The organism is Pedobacter yonginensis (assembly GCF_003173595.1).
GTDB lineage: Bacteria > Bacteroidota > Bacteroidia > Sphingobacteriales > Sphingobacteriaceae > Pedobacter > Pedobacter yonginense.
The window spans coordinates 1085208-1104190 of record NZ_QGNZ01000001.1 but is presented as its reverse complement, the minus strand read 5'-3'; the positions used below and the strand labels follow the sequence as shown (position 1 = coordinate 1104190).

Genomic DNA, 18983 nt, shown 5'->3' with positions numbered 1-18983 from the left:
AAACTTGCATATTTGCATGCATCTATTTTAAATTCGATAACAAACAAGATTAAAAACTTTGCAACTGCTTAATAATTAGCACAGGCATAAAGTATATTTCATTCGCATTTCAAAGTCAATTTAGCGAAATAAAAACACAAAAAATATAACTAATTTTATAGCCACAAATTAACCGTGATAGCGTGTAAATAACTGATTATAAGAAATTTAATTGAGCTTCTATCTTAATGATTAAAGCCCTTTAACACCCCGATAATCAAACTTAGTATTTAGAAAATTAATGGAAAATAAAAAAGAGAGATACAGCCCAGAAATAGAAATCATCGACTATAAACCAGAATATCAAGCGGTATTTAAAGCACTAAATGAGGAATGGATTTCGACCTATTTCACCATGGAGGCCGCCGATTACAAGGCTTTGGATAACCCACAAGGCTATATTTTAGATCAAGGAGGCTGTATTTTAATGGCGCGGTATCAAGGCGTGGTGGTAGGCGTGTGTGCGCTAATTAAAATGGCTGATGACGAATACGATTATGAGTTGGCAAAAATGGCGGTTTCGCCGAAGGCACAAGGGAAAAATATCGGTTTTTTGCTGGCAACCGCCGTTCTGGATAAAGCCAAATCTTTAGGCGCATCTAAAGTTTACCTAGAAAGCAATACCATTTTAGAGCCAGCCATTAATTTATACCACAAATTAGGCTTTACAAAAGTTGAAGGTAAGCCAACGCCTTACAACAGATGCAATATTCAAATGGAATACACTATAAAATAAATTGTTTCGGTTTAAGCTTATAAGTGAAAGACTGGAGCAAATCAATACCCATTAAGATGCTGAAATAAATTCAGCACGACCGACGAATTTAAAAGATGGTTATTTGGCTTTTATTCTAATTTCAGGGCTTTCAAAAGTTTATTTAACTTTTTAAGATCTTCTGGCGTATCAATCGCAACCGTTTCTAAATCAGTAACTTTGGTTTGAATGTAAAATCCATTTTCTATCCATCGCAATTGCTCTAAACTTTCTGCAATTTCTAATGAGGATGGAGGGAGCTTGGTAATCGCTTTTAAGGATTCAGTTCGGTACCCATAAATACCCACGTGTTTATAAAACTGATGTTTCTCTGCCCAAACGCCTGGTTCACCGTTTCTAATAAATGGAATGGGACTTCGGCTGAAGTAAATTGCCCTTCCATTAACATCAATTACCACCTTTGGACTATTTGGGTTGTACACACTTTCCTGACTTTCTATCGATTTAATTAAAGTAGCCAGCTGTACCTTATCTTCTGTAAAGCAACTGGCCAACAAATCAATCTGAGCAGGCTCAATAAAAGGTTCATCACCCTGTATGTTGATAACAATGTCGTATTCGGGCAATTGCTCCGCAACTTCTGCACATCGATCCGTTCCGCTCTGGTGGGTTGAAGCCGTAAAAACAGACTCGCCGCCAAAACTTTTTACTTCATCAGCAATCCTTTCATCATCAGTGGCTACAACCACTTTTGATAAACTGCCGGCTTTCATGGCTTGCTCATATACCCGTCGAATCATGCTTTTTCCAGCAATATCCACTAAGGGTTTCCCAGGAAAACGGGTAGAAGCATAGCGTGCAGGGATAATTCCGATGATTTTTGGCATATGATATACTTTATTAAAACAAACCGTTTATTTCAGCTTCTATAGATTGAATTACCGTTCCTAAATCTTCAGGGTTATTGGTGAAATCCAATTTATCCTTATCCAAAATCAACAGCTTACCCAAATCGTAGCCCTTAATCCAGGCCTCGTACTTTTCGTTCAGTTTAGAAAGATAATCAATCCGAATACCCGCTTCGTACTCACGTCCACGTCTTTGGATGTTATTAACTAAAGTGGGCACCGAGGCACGTAAATACACCAACAAATCTGGCGGTTTTATAAAGGAAGTGATGTTGTCAAAAATGGCTCTATAGTTATCATGGTCTCTTGTGGTCATTAGGGCCATGTCATGCAAGTTTTCAGCAAAAATATGCGCATCCTCATAAATGGTTCTATCCTGAATAACATTTCTTTTGTTTACTTCAATTTCGGTAATCTGCTGAAAACGACTGTTCAAGAAGTAAATTTGAAGGTTAAAGCTCCAACGTTTCATGTCGCTATAAAAATCTTCCAGATAGGGGTTATTGTCCACCGCTTCGTATAAAGCTTCCCACCCATAATGCTTTGCCAATAAACCAGTTAATGTAGTTTTACCCGCGCCTATGTTTCCTACGATTGCTATGTGCATTTTTATTAGAGATTATGAGATTTGAGATAATAGATTTGAGATACGAGATAATAGATTTGAGATACGAGATATTAGATAAGAGATATTAGTTAAAAGGTATTAGATAAGAGATATTAGATTTGAGTTAAGATGCTGCTTATAAGTGAATAGATTTGAGCTTTGCGAAAGCTGTTAAAACAATTGCTTCTCAAATCTATTAAAATTATTAAAAACTTTTAAACCCAATTAAATTACGCACATCCCTAATGGTTTTTTGTGCACTTTCTCTGGCTTTTAATGCACCGTGTTTCGCTACTTGACGTAAATAGGTTTCATCTTTCGATAATTCTTCTATACGCTCGCGTATTGGAGTGTTGAAAACAATCATATCTTCTGCCAACTGCTTTTTCATATCGCCATAACGGATTTGCATTTTGTTATACAAACCGTCAAAATGTTCAATGGTATCTGGCGTAGAAACAATCTTCATCAAATCAAATAGGTTTTGAATGGCTTCCGGCTTCGTTTGGTTTTCCTCCGTTGGTCCGCTATCACTAACCGCTCTGGCAACCTTTTTACGAATAACTTCTGGGCTATCGGCCAAATAAATGCAATTGCCATCGCCGTCAGATTTGCTCATTTTACCTTTTCCTTCCAATCCCGGCACTTTTACCAGATTTTCAGCATAATTAAAAGCAAAAGATTCAGGGAAATAATCTGCATTGTATAATCTGTTAAAACGGTTTCCAAAAGTTCTGGTCATTTCCAAATGTTGCTCCTGATCTTTACCAACAGGCACTTTCGTTGCCCTGTGGATTAAAATATCGGCCGCCATTAAAGTAGGGTAGGTTAACAAACCCGCATTCACGTTTTCTGGATGCGAACGAATCTTATCTTTAAAAGAGGCACTGCGCTCCAATTCGCCCAAATAGGCATTCATGTTTAAGTATAAATAGAGCTCCGAAACCTCTGGAACGTCTGATTGAACGTAAATTGTCGTTTCCTCAGGATTTATTCCACAAGCTAAATACTCTACCAAAACGTGTTTCACATAGCCATGTAAATCACCAGGAGTAGGGTGGGTGGTTAAAGAATGTAAATCGGCGATAAAAAAATAGCAGTTGTAATCGTACTGCATCTTCACAAAATTCGTTACCGCACCAAAATAATTACCTAAATGTAGCTTTCCTGTTGGCCTAATGCCACTCACCACTGTTTCTTTCATAATGGCACGAAATTAAAAATAAATTACCAGCAATTATGGTATAGATTTAATTTTATCCGATTCTATCAAGTTGAACGGCCTAATCAAACTGAATTTGATGTTGTAGATCAATAATCTAACTGCTTTATGCTGTTGAAATTGAGTACGGTATCCATACTCCATTCAACCAATAGACCATTTGTCAGAATGGTATAGTTTGAAGATTTAGTGTATTGTAATGCGCTGGAAATGAGAGAGGGATATGACCATCTTGTTGGGATTTATGAATTATCAAACTAATTTCTATTTTTGACACATCTATGATTCACTTTCTAAGGCAAGTACACCGAATATGGTTTTTATTCTGGATACTCTTTTTCTTCGCGCTCTTTTACCCGATGTATTACTTAACATCTCGCAATCCGAAGCACTATGTATTGCTAAACTTTTGCAGAAAAGCCAATAGTTTCCTGTGTAGTCTATTTTCAGGTGTTGTTTTTCGCTATACATACGAAGAGAAATTAAGCGATAGGCAAACCTATATTTATTGTGCCAACCATACTTCAAACTTGGATATTATGGTTTTTTGCATCATGTGCCACGGTAAATTTCATTTTATGGGGAAAGAAGAGTTGCTAAACAATCCCGTTCTGGGCATTTTTTTTAAAACCATCGATATTGCCGTTAATCGAGATAGCAAAATATCGGCATTTCGAGCCTTTAAAAAGGCAGGTGAAAATTTAGAAAAGGGGATGAGCTTAATCATTTTTCCGGAGGGGAAAATAGATGATAACTATCCGCCAAAGCTCGGTGAATTTAAAAACGGGCCATTTCGATTGGCAATAGACAAAAACATTCCCTTAGTGCCTGTTAGCATTGTTAATGTTTGGAAAATCAATTGGGATGATGGCGCGAAGTATGGAAGTAAGCCGGGAATTTGCGATATTTACATTCACAAACCGATTGATACCTCAAAATTGGCTGATTTGGATGCCGATATATTGAAAGAAAAGGTTTTCCAACTGATTGATAGTAAGATAGAATAGATATGAATTTAGACGCAAAAACCATTTATAAAATTGCCGATTTGGCTAGAATTCATATTGATGAGCAAGAGGTAGATACCCTCATTCCAGAAATGAACAAGATTTTGTCTTTTATGGAAAAATTAAACGAGCTGGATACCACTCAGGTTAAACCATTGGTGTACATGAACGAAGCCGTAAATGTTTGGAGAGAAGATGTGGTTAAACAAGAAATTTCGACAGCAGATGGTTTAAAAAATTCCGCTAAACACAGCGATCAGTTTTTTATGGTTCCTAAAATTATTGAAAAGTAATTTTCCTCGACTGTAACATCTCGACCATTCAGCTTGTCTAAAAAAGAAAAAACATGGAGAAACCGCTCATTACTATAAAAGAAATTGGTCGTAAATATGTAATTGGAACAGAAGTTATACACGCTTTAAAATCGGTTTCATTAGATATTAACAAGGGAGAATTTGTGGCATTAATGGGTCCTTCAGGTTCTGGTAAATCAACTTTGATGAATATTTTAGGCTGTTTAGATACCCCATCTAGCGGCACCTATATTTTAAACGGAACCAATGTAAGCCAAATGACGGACGATGCACTTGCAGAGGTTCGAAATAAAGAGATTGGTTTTGTTTTCCAAACCTTTAACTTGCTACCACGCTCAACCTCTTTAGATAATGTTGCACTCCCTTTAATTTACGCTGGCACGAGTAAGAAGGACAGGGATGCCAGAGCGGCAAAAGCACTTGAGAATGTTGGTTTAGGTAATCGTATGGATCATAAGCCGAACGAACTCTCTGGAGGTCAGCGCCAACGTGTAGCCGTTGCCAGAGCATTAATCAACAACCCTTCTATCATCCTTGCCGATGAGCCTACAGGAAACTTAGATACAAAAACATCTATTGAGATTATGGCGCTGCTCGAAGAAATCCACAGCAAGGGCAACACCATTATTTTGGTAACCCACGAGGAAGATATTGCCCAACATGCACACCGAATTGTACGTATGAGAGATGGATTGATTGAAAACGACTATCAAAATACAGAAATTAAATCCGTATCGCCACGCTTACAGGCACTAAATGAAAGTGGTAGCGATTGGGAAAAAATTAATTAATTTCGAGGTTTATTGTGAATTTTCTGGGTTTCAAAAAATAGCCCTTAAATTATCCCATTTTTAACCTTTTTGAAATGAAAATCTATACCAAAACCGGAGATAAGGGCCAAACATCTTTAATTGGCGGAACCCGTGTACCCAAATATCATTTAAGGATTGAAACCTACGGAACCGTAGATGAGTTAAACTCGTATATTGGATTAATCATGTGTCAGGCCATTGATCCGCTTTATCAGAAGTTGCTTAAAGAAATTCAAGACAGACTTTTTACGATTGGCGCATCATTAGCGGCTGATCCGGAAAAATCTAAAATGAAGATCCCCGATTTGCATGATGCAGATATTAGCTTGTTAGAAAAGGAGATGGACGACATGAACGAACTTCTACCCGCATTACAACATTTTATTTTACCTGGCGGAAATACAGTTGTTTCATACTGCCATATTGCCAGATGCGTGTGTAGGAGAGCAGAAAGATTAACAGTAGAACTTGCAGAAAATAGCTTTGTAGAGGAGCGTGTAACCATTTATTTGAATCGTTTGAGTGATTATTTATTTGTTTTGGCACGAAAACTGAATATGGATTTTGAGGCAGAAGAAAACATTTGGATTCCTCGAATTTAATAGTTGATAAATAAGTTTGTTTTGCTCAAAAATTTTAATATACTTTGCGCATTATTAAGAACAAGAATTTAATATAATTGAAGATATGTATTGGACATTAGAACTAGCATCGCACTTGGAAGACGCACCATGGCCTGCAACTAAAGATGAATTAATTGATTACGGAATCCGCTCTGGCGCCCCTGTTGAAGTGATCGAAAACTTACAAGCATTAGAGGATGATGGCGAGCCTTATGAAACGATTGAAGAAATTTGGCCAGATTACCCGACCAAAGAAGATTTTTTCTTCAACGAAGACGAATATTAAAAACCAACATGTAAAGCCCTGAATTTGAAGTATTCAGGGCTTTTTTTTTGCCAACTAATTGCGACTTTTCTACGCCCGTAGGCTCTATACAGAAAAACAATTTCGAACTTTTCTTTACATTTTTTAAACAAAAGTATAATCATAGTGTTAATACATCAAACTTAATTACTTAAAAAAAATTAACACTATGGGAAATTTATTGTATTTGGTCGCAGTAGTATTGGTAATACTTTGGGTCATAGGATTTGTGTTTCACGGCTTCGGCGATGTGGGCGGAATAATCCACGTTTTATTGGTGATCGCAGTAATTGCAATCTTGCTTAAAGTGATTGGCAGGGCAGCATAATAAACATAAAGCGAGCATTATTGATTAGATAAGCATAGCTTAAAATCAGTAAAACTTAAAAAGGGAACCTCATTATTTTGAGCTTCCCTTTTTTTATATTTTAATGTGGGTCGGTTTAATACAAAACCCAAATGGATTAAAATGCTGAAATAAATTCAGCAGATGGTTTGACTTAGGTTTTAATTATGATTAAGGGGCTGAAATAAATTCAGCATTCCGGATGGCTTATTCAGCATCACGGATTGGCTTTAAGTGATTTCAAAAAAAAGAACTTATTTTTTAAGGAGCAATTCTGCCAATTCTAAATCGATCGGGTAAGTTATTTTAATGTTGTTTCTTTCGCCTTCGGTGATGTTAATATCATAACCAATGGCCTCTACCACGCTTGCATCATCGGTAAAGTTAGCATTAAATGCTTGTTGATAGGCTTCTTTAAGAATGGCCAAGCTGAAAGTTTGTGGCGTTTGTACCAAATAGATTTCATCTCGGTTTAAGGCCGAAGTTTTCTCACCCTTGAGCAACCGAACGCTATCGCTTGATTGTACCGCTGCAATGGCATTTCCAGTCTTCACAGCATGGTTAAAACAGTTGTCAATCAGCGTTTTTGAAACTAAAGGACGCACAGCATCATGTATCGCTACAACGCCTTCTCCTTCAATAGAATCTATTGCATTCTTTACCGAATGGAATCGTTCAGTTCCACCTGATATAACCTCATGTGGAATGCGAAAATTAAATTCCTCGCATAATCTAGCCCAATAGTTATGCTGTTCTTGATTGAGTACAATTAAAATTTTAGGTTGAGAATCGCTTAAAGCAAAAGCTTTAACCGTATGCATTAAAACCGGAAGGTTGTTAAGCAACAGAAATTGTTTTGGGGTTTCAGTCTGCATCCGATTACCAGAACCGCCTGCCACAATTATAGCGTAGTATTTTATCATTAGGGATCAAAGTTTAAATATCAAGTACCTCGTTTGAGTTAGATACTTGATATTTACTTGACTGAAAGCTAGATAATTAGCATGGCATCGCCATAACTATAAAACTTATATTTTTCTTTTACGGCAACTTCATACGCATTCATCACGTTTTCGTAACCACCAAATGCACTTACCATCATCAATAAAGTTGATTCTGGTGTATGAAAATTGGTAATCATAGAGTTGGCTATGCTGAAATCGTATGGAGGGAAGATGAATTTACTGGTCCAGTCGTTTGCCGCCTTTAAAGTTCTGTTTGCGGAAACAGCCGATTCGATAGAGCGCATAGACGTAGTTCCTACTGCACAGATTCTTCTTTTCTCTTCTAAAGCTTTATTAACGATGTTGGCGTCCTTTTGCTCAATGATAAATTGCTCAGAATCCATTTTGTGTTTAGTCAAATCTTCAACCTCCACAGTTCTAAAAGTGCCTAAACCAACGTGTAATGTTACCTCAGCAAAGTTAACGCCTTTCAGTTCTAAACGTTTCATCAACTCACGGCTAAAGTGTAAACCTGCGGTTGGAGCCGCCACAGCACCTTCATGCTTAGCAAAAATGGTTTGGTAACGTTCTTTATCTTCGGCAGTAGCCTTGCGCTTAATGTATTTTGGAAGCGGTGTTTCGCCTAAAATTTCAACATTTCTTCTAAACTCCTCGTCAGTTCCTTCAAATAAGAAACGGATGGTACGACCGCGGGAAGTTGTGTTATCTACAACCTCAGCCACCAATAAATCGTTATCACCAAAATATAACTTATTACCAACACGAATTTTACGAGCAGGATCTACTAAAACATCCCACAAACGCAACTCTTTATTTAATTCACGCAATAAGAAAACCTCGATTGTAGCACCAGTTTTTTCTTTGTTACCATATAAACGGGCTGGGAAAACTTTCGTGTTGTTTAGAATCATTACGTCTTTGTCGTCGAAATAACCTAAAACATCTTTAAATATTTTATGCTCAATTTTACCACTGTCTTTATGCAACACCATCAAACGTGCTTCGTCGCGTTGTTCGGCCGGATTGTTGGCAATAAGAGATTCTGGTAAGTTGAATTTGAATTGTGATAATTTCATTCCTGATGAATTTTTTGAGGTGCAAAAATACGAATTTAATTTTTCTTTTTCTTATTTTATCAAACGCATTTGTACTATATTATGTTTTGATTGTTATTTGGTCAAAAATGTGTTGTTATACTGCATCCATCGTATAAAATTAATTAGTTTTGAAAATGGGTTGTAACCTTTTGTTATCCTCTGTGTCTAAACTCTAATTATGATAATCTTCAGGCTAATTGGCGAGAGCTTCCGTTTTGCATTTGATGCGTTGCGTCAAAATAAGTTGCGTACTATGTTATCGCTTCTGGCAATCACTATTGGTATCTTTACCATCATTGCCGTATTTTCGGCAGTAGATAGTTTTAGGGCAAAATTGCAATCAAGTGTTGATAAGCTGGGTTCGAATACCTTATATGTTCAGAAATGGCCCTGGATTTTTGGAGATTATCCTTGGTGGAAATATGTCAATCGCCCAGAGCCCTCGCTAAGAGATTTTGCTGCACTTCGTGATAGAATGGAAAATGCAGATGGCATTACCTTTGAAATTTCGACAGGAAATAGAACGATAAAATACAGAAGTAGTTCGGTTGAGGGCATATCGGTTACAGGTGCTTCTCAAGATTTTAACAAAACTTGGAGTTTCGAATTACAAGCGGGTAGGTATTTTACAGATAATGAGAGTAAAAACGGATCGCCGGTTTGTTTAATGGGCGCGGATATTGCCGAAGGATTATTTGGAAGTGAAGATCCAATTGGCAAACAAGCTCAAATTTTAGGGCGTAGGGTTACGGTAGTTGGCGTATTCAAAAAAGAAGGTGAAGATATGCTTGGCACTTCACTGGATAAAAGTGTAAACATTCCGATTAACTTCGCCAAAGGCATTTTGGATGTTCAAAACGAAAGATACAATCCACAAATTACCGTTAGAGGTTCTACTAATGTTTCTTTAGAGGAAGTTGAAAGTGAATTAACGGGCTTAATGCGTTCTATTCACCGAATTAAACCAGGTCAGGAGGACGACTTTGCACTCAATAAAACCACTATGATTTCCAATCAGTTAGATACCATGTTCAATATGGTAAACCTTGCAGGATGGGTAATTGGGGGCTTCTCTATTTTAGTTGGGGGATTTAGTATAGCAAACATCATGTTCGTATCGGTGAAAGAGCGTACAAACATTATTGGTATTCAAAAATCGCTAGGGGCAAAAAACTACTTTATCTTGCTTCAGTTTATTTTCGAATCCATATCACTTTGTATTTTGGGCGGATTGCTCGGCTTATTCTTCGTGTTTATTTTCGCCAAAATTATCACAGCGGCATCGGGCTTCGAAGTGATTTTGGGTTTCAATAATATCATACTTGGCATCGGAATTTCCGTTATTATCGGCACCATATCAGGCTTTTGGCCAGCATACTCTGCTTCGAGGTTAGATCCTGTTGAGGCGATTAGAAGTTAACCCTAAATCATCTATCGCCGTGGTTCCTGTCTTCGCGAAACAATTAATTGATTTCTACAGGCTTTGTCGGTAAGAATATCTTTATATCGATGGTACGTGGTGACCGGTATCATACATTAAAAATTATCCAAGCCTATTAATCATGTTAATTGGCTATAGGAATTTTCCATTGGGCCTTAAACAGCGTTCACATTAATCTAGATAAAAAACAAAACCCCTCAATAATTTAATTTATCAAGGGGTTTTGTTGGTTCAGCTTTAGGTAATTAATTTAATTTTGCTAAAGCTTCTTTAATTCTCTTTAGTGCTTCCACCAAACTTTCATCTGATGCGGCATAAGATAAGCGTATGTAGTTGTTGTTTCCGAATGAATCGCCACCTACGGTAGCCACGTGTCCAACGTTTAGTAAGTAAAGTGATAAATCTGAAGAATCTTTAATCACATTGCCTTCAGCATCTTTTTTACCGAAGAAGGCATTAATCTCTGGGAAGAAATAAAATGCGCCATCAGGTAAATTGGTTTTAACACCAGGAATTTCATTTAATAAATTATAAACAAGTTCTCTTCTGCGTAAGAAAGCTTTTTTCATTTCTAAAACACTTTCTAAACCTTGCTCGTAGGCAACAATACCTGCTCTCTGTGCAATGGAGCAAGTTCCAGATGTGGTTTGACCTTGTAGTTTATCGTTAGCAGCAGCAATTTCTTTGTTAGCCGCAATGTAGCCTAAACGCCAGCCAGTCATGGCAAATGCTTTAGAGAAACCGTTTACAATAATTACGCGGTCTTTGATGCTATCAAATTGTGCGATGGATTCATGTTTATCCACAAAGTTAATGTGTTCATAAATCTCATCAGAAAGGATATAAATGTTTGGATGTTTTTCAAAAACCTTAGCTAATGCTTCAAGCTCTGCTTTGTTATAAACAGATCCAGTTGGGTTGCAAGGTGAAGAAAACATAAACAGCTTTGTTTTCGGGGTAATGGCAGCCTCTAATTGCTCGGCCGTTATTTTGAAGTTGCTCTCTAGGTCAGTATCAATAAAAACTGATTTTCCTTCGGCTAGCGTAACCATTTCTGAATACGAAACCCAATAAGGAGTTGGAATAATTACTTCATCGTCAGGATCAATTAAGGTTAAAATCACATTTGACAAAGATTGTTTGGCACCTGTAGAAACTACAATTTGTGATGCATCGTAATCTAAGTTATTTTCTGTTTTTAGTTTGTTCGCAATGGCCTGACGAAGATCAGGATAGCCTGGTACTGGCGAGTAACGAGTATAATTTTGATCTAACGCAGTTTTAGCTGCATTTTTAACATGGTCAGGCGTATTAAAATCGGGTTCGCCAACACTTAAACTGATTACATTTACGCCTTTGGCAGATAATTCACGGCCAAGTTTGGTCATTTTAAGGGTTGCAGATTCTGATAAACTGTTAATTCTTTTGGATAAGGTGCTCATGGTTAATTACTTTGAGCGCAAATATATAAACCAAATATTATTCTGCACTAAAAAAGACGGAGTTTTTGTCAATTAATTTATTTGATAACCGTATTTTTGAAAAAAAATCCTCGTGACGGTTAAGAAGAAAGCAATTGTAATTTCGTTGGTGGTGAGTGTGGTTTTGATGCTGGCCAAATTTGTGGCCTATTTCATAACAGAATCTAACGCCATTTTAACCGATGCCGCAGAAAGTATTGTAAACGTTATAGCCGGCAGTTTCGCATTTTACAGCATTTATTTGAGTACTCGACCGCGTGATGAAAATCATCCATACGGGCATGGTAAAGTAGAATTTTTCTCTGCATTTGTTGAGGGAATTTTGATTTTGATTGCAGGGGTAATTATCATTTTTAAATCTTCTTACAATTTAGTTTATCCGCATCAGGTTGGCAATTTATTAGAAGGTACGCTTATTATTGGCATCACTGGCTTAATCAATATGGTTGTAGGTTTGTATCTTATTAACGTAGGGAACAAACATCACTCCGTTACCCTAAAGGCCGATGGAAAGCACTTATTAACAGATACCTATACAAGTGTAGCTATTGTTGTTGGGCTAATTCTCATTCAAATTACAGGCATTATCTGGATGGACAGTTTATTATCCGTTCTGGTTGGCTTTTACATTGTTTACTCCGGATACAAGCTTACACGTGGCTCTGTTGGAGGCCTTATGGATGAAAGCGATTTTACTTTGGTTGAAGAGGTGGTGGATGTACTACAAAAAAACAGACATAATCCTTGGATTGATGTTCATAACCTGCGTACACAGCAGTATGGCCCAGAATTTCACATCGACTGCCACGTAACTTTGCCCTATTATTTCGATTTAAATAAAGTTCATCGCGAGATTTCTCAAATTGATGAGCTCATTAATAAAAATGGTTTCCGAAAGGCTGAGCTTTTTATACATGCCGACCCATGTTTGCCAGAGTGTTGCCACTATTGCCATATGAGTGAATGCCCTGTTAGAAAAGAGGCATTTAAAGATGAAATTGTATGGACGCCAGAAATCGTGATAAAAAATAAAAAGCATTTTGATCGTGAGTTACTTTAACGTTCGGGTATATGGTTTGCTCATTAACCACAACAATGAGGTTTTGGTAAGTGATGAGCAGGAATACGGCATCAGGTTTAGTAAGTTTCCAGGTGGTGGCTTAGAGCTTGGCGAAGGGCTTATTGATGGCTTAAAACGCGAGTTCGTAGAAGAATGCCAAGCAGAAATTGAGGTGCTCGCTCATTTTTACACCACCGATTTTTTTGAAAAATCATCATTCAACGATAGCCAGTTGATTAGTATTTACTATCTCGTAAAAGAAAAGGCGCCTTTGAAACTTGCTTTTAAAACAAAAATATACGATTTTGATGGCGATGGCGAATTGCTTCAAGCTTTCCGTTGGGTAAAAATTAATAATTTATCAATTGATGAAATTACCTTTCGAACCGATAAAACCGTTGCCGAACTTTTAAAAAAACAATTTGCAGATTCTTCAATATAAATTTCATGTCCGATTCTTTACAACCCGAAAACGCTCAACTTAATTTAACAGAAAGAGATCAAAAGGTAATCTGGCACCCTTACACCCAAATGAAAAATGCCTTGCCGCATATCCCTATTGTAAGGGGAGAAGGGGTATATGTATTTGATGAGCATGGGAAAAGATATATTGATGCGGTTTCTTCTTGGTGGGTAAATATTCACGGCCACACACACCCCCACATCGCTAAAAAAGTAGCTGAACAGCTCACCGTTTTAGAACACGTAATTTTTGCCGGCTTTACCCATGAACCAGCGGTTTTATTGGCTGAACGATTATTGCCACTTCTTCCTGGGCAGCAAGATAAGGTGTTTTATACCGATAATGGATCAACTGCGGTTGAAGTAGCACTAAAAATGTGCTTGCAATATTGGGATAACAAACAACAACCCAAGAATAAAATTCTGGCGTTTAAAAACGCCTACCATGGCGATACCTTTGGGGCAATGTCTGTTAGTGGGCGAAGTATTTTTACCGATGCTTTTAATAGTTTGTTGTTTGATGTAGCGTTTATTGATTTGCCGAATGCAGATAATATCGAAACACTGAAAGCACAGATAGCAAACCTTAAAGCAGAAGTAGCCTGCTTTATTTTCGAACCTTTAATTTTAGGTTCGGGTGGTATGTTGATGTATGAGGCCCAATATCTGGATGAATTGGTAGCCACTTGCAAACAGAATAATATTCTGACCATTGCAGATGAGGTAATGACAGGCTTCGGCCGTACAGGTACCTATTTTGCCTGCGAAAAATTAACGCATAAGCCCGATATTTTTTGCTTGAGTAAAGGTTTAACCGGTGGAACCATGCCCCTAGGCGTAACTACCTGTACAAATGAAATTTACAATGCTTTTTTAAGTGATGATAAATTGAAAACCCTGTATCATGGTCATTCTTTTACTGCAAATCCGATTTCTTGTGTCGCCTCATTAGCGAGTTTGGATATTCTTTTAGAAAGTACCACGCTGGAAAATATTAAGAGAATAGAAGCCAAACACGCTGTCTTTTTACAAGAAATAAAAAACCATGTTAAAGTAAAAGCCATCCGCCAAACCGGAACCATTATCGCAATAGAGTGGGAGACAGGTAACGAAACTTCGTATTTAAGCAATCTTCGGAATTTACTTTATGCTTATTTTTTAGATAAGGGAATAATTTTAAGACCTTTAGGAAACATCATTTATATTTTACCGCCCTACATCATCAGTAACGAGGACTTGGACTATGTTTACGGTGCTATCAAATCGGCTTTAGAGGAAATTTGATAGCAGCGGTAGGAAATTAAATTTTAATATCCATCTTTCATCCGAACTCATTTTCCATCTTAATGAATTTTAATTAACTTTTATCTTTTTTCCTTAAAACTTAAACTGAATTCAGGTTAACTTAATAATTGAGTTCGCTGTAACAAAAACATCCCTTAAAACGAGCAAAAAACCTGTAATAAATTTAAGAGATTAACGATGTTCTATGGCTCATCAACAGAAAGTTAACGACAAGAAAGTGTTATACCGCACAGAGAAGAATAACAATTACGACTCATTTTTTTATGATTTTTGTGTTATTTTTAGCAGTCTCTTTACCCCATTTTGCCATCTCGGTTAGTAGTGGTATTAATGTTGCTCCAAATTTTGTTAGCTCATATTCAACCCTTAACGGTGGCTTTGAGGTATAAACGGTGCGCTTTATAAGCCCGTCAGCTTCTAATTCTTTTAATTGTAAACTAATTGTTCGTTCAGTAACCATTGAAAGCTCCTTACGAAGTTCATTGTAACGTTTTTTTTCAATTAAATGAATAAGGATTACAGCTTTCCATTTTCCACCTATGTATTTCATTGTCAGGCTTGTGCTGCAAGGAAATTCTTTATTATCTATACAATACATCTATTACTATCAATTTTAACAGTTATTGCAAATATAAGCAACTATAATTAGGTTTGTAGCTATAAAAAATATAGTTAAAAAACTCTTTAAAGAAATGAAAAAAAATAATTTATTTCCACTGTTGGTATTCGTTGCTTTCTTTGTTGTAAACTTCAAAGTAGAGGTATATGCCCAAGTAAAAAGTGATGCAACCAAGCAATTGGTAGTAGTTTCAAAAATGAACATTCGTCCCGGAAACGTTGCCGTTAATAATCAAGGTGTTATTTTTGCAACGCTTCATCCTTTAGGAAATCCGTCCGTACAGTTAGCCCTTATCAAAGGTGAAAACAAAATTGAACCATTTCCAAACTCAAGTTGGCAGAGAGAGGCCGGAAAGATGGCCACAGCGCATTCTTTTGATACGCCTTTGGGCATTAATACTGATGAAAATGGTAATGTATGGGTAATTGATATGGGTTTGAATTTCGGACAAACAAGACTGTTTGGCTTTAATGCAAAAAGTAAAGAAAATATTTTTTCTTTAACCTTTCCTGAAGAAGTAGCTCCAAAGGGATCATTTATTCAAGATTTGGCTGTTGACATAAAAAATGGCTTTATTTATCTCGCAGATATTGCCAATCCGGGAATTCTGGTGGTTAATATCAGCAAAAAGGAGGTAAAACGTTTAAAACAACATCCTTCTTTTTTAAGCGAAGATATTGATATGATTATTGATTCAAAGGTGATCAATTTTGGAGGTAAGCCGGCACGAGTAGGTGTAAATCCAATTACGATTTCGGCAGATAAAGAAACACTGTTTTATGGCGCAATGAATGGAAAGACATGGTACAGCATTTCAGCAAGAGCAATAAGAGAAAACAAGAAAGATGATGAAATTTCATCAACGATAAAGAAAGTGGGAAGCAAGCCTATTTCAGATGGTGTTGCAACGGATAGTAATGGTAATCATTACTACACAAATTTGTGTGATAAAGGCATAGATAAATGGAATGCTAAAACAAAAAAACTAGAACCCGTAATTAGGGATGCTAGATTACTTTGGTTAGATAACGTGAGCTTGCAAGGCGGATATATCTATATGGCTGTTAATCAACTTGATAAAACACCAGCTTTTACTGGCACGACGGATTTAGGAAAACCACCATATTTTATATACAAAATGAAAATAAACTGATTGTGAATGATTTTGTACAATAGGCACCAATAAGATACTTGTTTATTAAAATTACACCTATCGGTCGAGTATTCCAATCGGCCGATAGGTAATGGGGTTAGAAATTGGTTGGCGATGCACCAACCAAAAATCACGGTCTATCGATTAGCCAAGCGGCATTTTTGTAGTATCCATATAAAGAATGTTCCAGCGGTGGCCATCTAAATCAACAAAACCACAACCATACATCCAACCATCTTTAAAGCCGGGTTCTGCATATAGTGCGCCCCCTGCATCAACTGCCTTTTTTGCCATTTCATTTACTTCTTCAACACTTTCTGCATCGATAGAAAAAAGCACTTCAGTGCCTAATTTTGGATCTGAAATTTTAGTCGCAATAAAACCCTCAAATAGAGGTTCTTCGAATAACATAACGATAAAATTGTCATCTCCAACCATAAAACAGGCAGAATCTTCGCGACTTCCGAATTTAAGGTTGAGTTTGAAACCCAATTGAGTAAAAAATTCTTTTGATTTATTCACATCCTTAACAGGAAGATTGATCCAAAGTGATTTTGTCATAACGTTTATATTTTGTTGTGTGTAAAGATAGGTGAGTAACTCAGTATTTGAGCGAGCCAATAGCGAAATTTTAGGGGGTGTTTTGAGACAGATTAGCTAAATTTTATAAAGCTCTGCAAGCTTTTTAGGTGCAACATTACAATAGGATAAGGTAAGGGCGTCTTGTATCATCTCATCTTGTAGATGTTTAATGTCAAAAATCGTCCAGCCTTGTTTCCCCCAAGCGTCTGTAGCGGGAAAGATGTACTCAGGCTTAAAATCACAAAATACAGACTGATCTATTGGAGAAAGTTTCAAGCCTACTTTTAGCTTTTCTACATCTAACGTAGCAAAAATCTTTTTATTTACCCTAAATGAAGTTTTCTCGAAATGAGGCTGCTCTATGGTTTCGTTAAATGATTGTGCTAGTGTTGTAAACGTTTCGGCATTCATTACTTTATCTGGCTTAAATTACAATTTAAATAATTTTTGCGGATGTTGTTCTGCATGGTTTAAAATTAAATTGAGAATATAGCTGTTGGATTGATAAGTTGACAGATTTTCTTTAATTGGCGCTAGTCCATCAGCCAAATAGTTTTTATCGGTAAAATAGCCCATACCATAAAACTTTCCTTTTTCTACCACGAGGCAGCTAAACTCTTCATCTTTTCTACCCTCATCAACCAATGCGAAGCTGGGCTGCATATTTTGAAGCTCTTGCAAGGCATTATTTAATCTTTTGTTGTAAATGGCAACGGTTTCAATTCCGCTGCATGCGCCAAAACATTGGCCATTTTCATGAGCGGTACATTTTGTAGCCGTTTTTTGTAAATAACAAAGTTTAGCACAAAGTTGGTATTGATTAACCAGTTGATTCAGAAAATTATAGCCATCTAATAAGTTATTAAAGCTTTGTAAGGCCTTATTATTTTTCTTATGCTTATCAATTGCTAAACGGAGGTAGCCATTCTGATCTTCAAAAACATACAGGTCATATTTATGCTCGTAGCGCTTCATTGCTCGATTATTCTCGGGCCATAAACGTTTTATTTCGTTTGCTTCTAAAATGAGCGCCATTAACTCAGTCCCGCAAATTACATAATCAACGTTATAAATGGTTCGCAGAAAATCTTGACGTTGCCTATTTGGCTTATTGCCCGTGAAATGACTGGTTACTCTCTTTTTCAGGTCTTTGGCCTTTCCTACATAAATAATTTTGCCTTTATTATCCTTAAAATAATATACACCAGGTTGATTGGGAAGATTCAGAATCGCTTTTTTATCCAAATGGGGCGGCAATACCTGTTCTTTGGATGTTTTTTTCAGCATTTCTGCAATAACCCCTTCTTGATCTGCTTCTAAAAGAAGATTGAAAAGAATGCTGGTGGCATCTGCATCTCCACCTGCACGGTGTCGGTTTTGAATTGGAATATTTAGCGCACTGCAAAGTTTACCTAAGCTATAGGAAACCTTGCCCGGAATTAATTTCCTGCTTAGCCTTACCGTACAAAGTTTTTTGGTTTGCAAATCGTACCCCGCATAAGAAAGGTGGTGTTTCAGAAAGGAATAGTCGAAATTTACATTGTGCGCAACAAAAACCTTATCATACAGTAGCTCATAAATTCTTGGCGCTACTTCTTCAAAAGTTGGCGCATTTGCAAGCATCTCATTATCGATACCTGTTAATGCGGTAATGTAAATTGGAACTTCTCGCTTAGGATTAATGAGCGTAGTGTAGGAATCAACAACTTGATTGCCATCATGGATGTTAATGGCGACTTCAGTAATGCCATTTGCTGAAGCATGACCACCTGTTGTTTCTATATCTACAATTGCATATAACATCTAAAGCTCGATTATAATACAAAGCTATACTAAAATATTTAGTAATAAAAATCTGTTTCAGGCTTTTTTACAATTTGTGGGTGTAAACAGGGTTTTGCCAAAATATGCACTCAGAAAT

At 36.9% G+C, this 18983-nt stretch carries 22 protein-coding genes; 12 read left to right on the top strand and 10 right to left on the bottom strand.

From position 1 onward, the window contains the following. The first annotated feature begins 280 nt into the window (after nt 1-280). A complete protein-coding gene (locus DHW03_RS04895) occupies nt 281-775 on the top strand; it encodes a GNAT family N-acetyltransferase (RefSeq protein ID WP_109924592.1) in 495 nt (164 codons plus the stop codon). 110 nt (nt 776-885) lie between these two features. Here the strand turns inward: DHW03_RS04895 and kdsB are convergent, their stop codons facing one another. From kdsB to trpS, 3 genes are all read right to left on the bottom strand, one after another. Further along, nucleotides 886-1641, bottom strand: coding sequence for a 3-deoxy-manno-octulosonate cytidylyltransferase (gene kdsB / locus DHW03_RS04890; protein WP_109924591.1), 756 nt, complete (start codon nt 1639-1641; stop codon nt 886-888). Nucleotides 1642-1654: 13 nt separating this feature from the next. After that, the gene (locus tag DHW03_RS04885; RefSeq protein WP_109924590.1) at nt 1655-2269 is read right to left on the bottom strand and encodes a deoxynucleoside kinase; all 615 of its coding nucleotides are present in this window, start codon (nt 2267-2269) and stop codon (nt 1655-1657) included. A 205-nt stretch (nt 2270-2474) separates the two neighbouring features. Next, the gene (gene trpS, locus DHW03_RS04880) at nt 2475-3473 is read right to left on the bottom strand and encodes a tryptophan--tRNA ligase (protein WP_109924589.1); all 999 of its coding nucleotides are present in this window, start codon (nt 3471-3473) and stop codon (nt 2475-2477) included. Nucleotides 3474-3850: 377 nt separating this feature from the next. Between trpS and DHW03_RS04875 the strand changes: the two genes are divergently transcribed. The 6 genes from DHW03_RS04875 (at nt 3851) to DHW03_RS04850 (ending at nt 6879) form a co-directional block, all read left to right on the top strand. Next, entirely contained in the window at nt 3851-4498 is a 648-nt protein-coding gene (locus tag DHW03_RS04875; protein WP_317046794.1) for a lysophospholipid acyltransferase family protein, read from the top strand. Nucleotides 4499-4500: 2 nt separating this feature from the next. Then, a complete protein-coding gene (gatC, locus tag DHW03_RS04870) occupies nt 4501-4791 on the top strand; it encodes an Asp-tRNA(Asn)/Glu-tRNA(Gln) amidotransferase subunit GatC (RefSeq protein ID WP_109924587.1) in 291 nt (96 codons plus the stop codon). Between the two features lie 53 nt (nt 4792-4844). Beyond that, nucleotides 4845-5603 (top strand): ABC transporter ATP-binding protein, encoded by a 759-nt coding sequence (locus tag DHW03_RS04865; protein ID WP_109924586.1) that lies wholly within the window; start codon nt 4845-4847, stop codon nt 5601-5603. 74 nt (nt 5604-5677) lie between these two features. Further along, complete coding sequence (locus DHW03_RS04860; RefSeq protein ID WP_109924585.1) at nt 5678-6226, top strand: cob(I)yrinic acid a,c-diamide adenosyltransferase; 549 nt, start codon at nt 5678-5680, stop codon at nt 6224-6226. An 85-nt stretch (nt 6227-6311) separates the two neighbouring features. Further along, entirely contained in the window at nt 6312-6533 is a 222-nt protein-coding gene (locus DHW03_RS04855) for a DUF2795 domain-containing protein (protein ID WP_010603503.1), read from the top strand. 187 nt (nt 6534-6720) lie between these two features. Next, nucleotides 6721-6879: a lmo0937 family membrane protein gene (locus DHW03_RS04850; RefSeq protein WP_109924584.1), complete on the top strand. Its 159-nt coding sequence runs from the start codon at nt 6721-6723 to the stop codon at nt 6877-6879. Nucleotides 6880-7151: 272 nt separating this feature from the next. On the opposite strand, the gene DHW03_RS04845 is transcribed toward DHW03_RS04850, so the two are convergent. Both DHW03_RS04845 and queA read right to left on the bottom strand, forming a co-directional pair. Then, the gene (locus DHW03_RS04845) at nt 7152-7820 is read right to left on the bottom strand and encodes a 2-C-methyl-D-erythritol 4-phosphate cytidylyltransferase (RefSeq protein ID WP_317046793.1); all 669 of its coding nucleotides are present in this window, start codon (nt 7818-7820) and stop codon (nt 7152-7154) included. 68 nt (nt 7821-7888) lie between these two features. Further along, entirely contained in the window at nt 7889-8938 is a 1050-nt protein-coding gene (gene queA, locus DHW03_RS04840) for a tRNA preQ1(34) S-adenosylmethionine ribosyltransferase-isomerase QueA (protein ID WP_109924583.1), read from the bottom strand. A gap of 199 nt (nt 8939-9137) precedes the next feature. On the opposite strand from queA, the gene DHW03_RS04835 reads away from it, so the two are divergent. Further along, nucleotides 9138-10379, top strand: a complete 1242-nt coding sequence (locus tag DHW03_RS04835; RefSeq protein ID WP_109924582.1) for an ABC transporter permease — start codon at nt 9138-9140, stop codon at nt 10377-10379. Nucleotides 10380-10645: 266 nt separating this feature from the next. On the opposite strand, the gene DHW03_RS04830 is transcribed toward DHW03_RS04835, so the two are convergent. After that, a complete protein-coding gene (locus DHW03_RS04830) occupies nt 10646-11842 on the bottom strand; it encodes a pyridoxal phosphate-dependent aminotransferase (protein ID WP_205940961.1) in 1197 nt (398 codons plus the stop codon). Between the two features lie 112 nt (nt 11843-11954). Here DHW03_RS04830 and DHW03_RS04825 point away from each other — a divergent pair, with 112 nt between their 5' ends. Genes DHW03_RS04825 through bioA form a run of 3 tightly spaced genes read left to right on the top strand, consistent with a single transcriptional unit; the run spans nt 11955 to nt 14687 of the window. Continuing rightward, on the top strand, nt 11955-12941 hold the full coding sequence (locus DHW03_RS04825) for a cation diffusion facilitator family transporter (RefSeq protein WP_109924581.1): 987 nt from the start codon (nt 11955-11957) through the stop codon (nt 12939-12941). After that, entirely contained in the window at nt 12928-13383 is a 456-nt protein-coding gene (locus tag DHW03_RS04820; protein ID WP_109924580.1) for an NUDIX domain-containing protein, read from the top strand. The genes DHW03_RS04825 and DHW03_RS04820 overlap by 14 nt, the downstream gene beginning before the upstream one ends. 5 nt (nt 13384-13388) lie before the next feature. After that, on the top strand, nt 13389-14687 hold the full coding sequence (bioA, locus tag DHW03_RS04815) for an adenosylmethionine--8-amino-7-oxononanoate transaminase (RefSeq protein ID WP_109924579.1): 1299 nt from the start codon (nt 13389-13391) through the stop codon (nt 14685-14687). A 274-nt stretch (nt 14688-14961) separates the two neighbouring features. Here bioA and DHW03_RS04810 read toward each other — a convergent pair whose 3' ends face one another. Then, nucleotides 14962-15258: a winged helix-turn-helix transcriptional regulator gene (locus DHW03_RS04810; RefSeq protein WP_205940960.1), complete on the bottom strand. Its 297-nt coding sequence runs from the start codon at nt 15256-15258 to the stop codon at nt 14962-14964. Nucleotides 15259-15400: 142 nt separating this feature from the next. On the opposite strand from DHW03_RS04810, the gene DHW03_RS04805 reads away from it, so the two are divergent. Continuing rightward, nucleotides 15401-16480, top strand: coding sequence for an L-dopachrome tautomerase-related protein (locus DHW03_RS04805; protein WP_109924577.1), 1080 nt, complete (start codon nt 15401-15403; stop codon nt 16478-16480). Nucleotides 16481-16624: 144 nt separating this feature from the next. On the opposite strand, the gene DHW03_RS04800 is transcribed toward DHW03_RS04805, so the two are convergent. From DHW03_RS04800 to DHW03_RS04790, 3 genes are all read right to left on the bottom strand, one after another. Further along, nucleotides 16625-17041, bottom strand: coding sequence for a VOC family protein (locus DHW03_RS04800; protein ID WP_109924576.1), 417 nt, complete (start codon nt 17039-17041; stop codon nt 16625-16627). A gap of 96 nt (nt 17042-17137) precedes the next feature. Beyond that, nucleotides 17138-17473: an MmcQ/YjbR family DNA-binding protein gene (locus tag DHW03_RS04795; RefSeq protein ID WP_109924575.1), complete on the bottom strand. Its 336-nt coding sequence runs from the start codon at nt 17471-17473 to the stop codon at nt 17138-17140. Nucleotides 17474-17491: 18 nt separating this feature from the next. After that, on the bottom strand, nt 17492-18865 hold the full coding sequence (locus DHW03_RS04790) for an exonuclease domain-containing protein (RefSeq protein WP_109924574.1): 1374 nt from the start codon (nt 18863-18865) through the stop codon (nt 17492-17494). Nucleotides 18866-18983 lie beyond the last annotated feature (118 nt).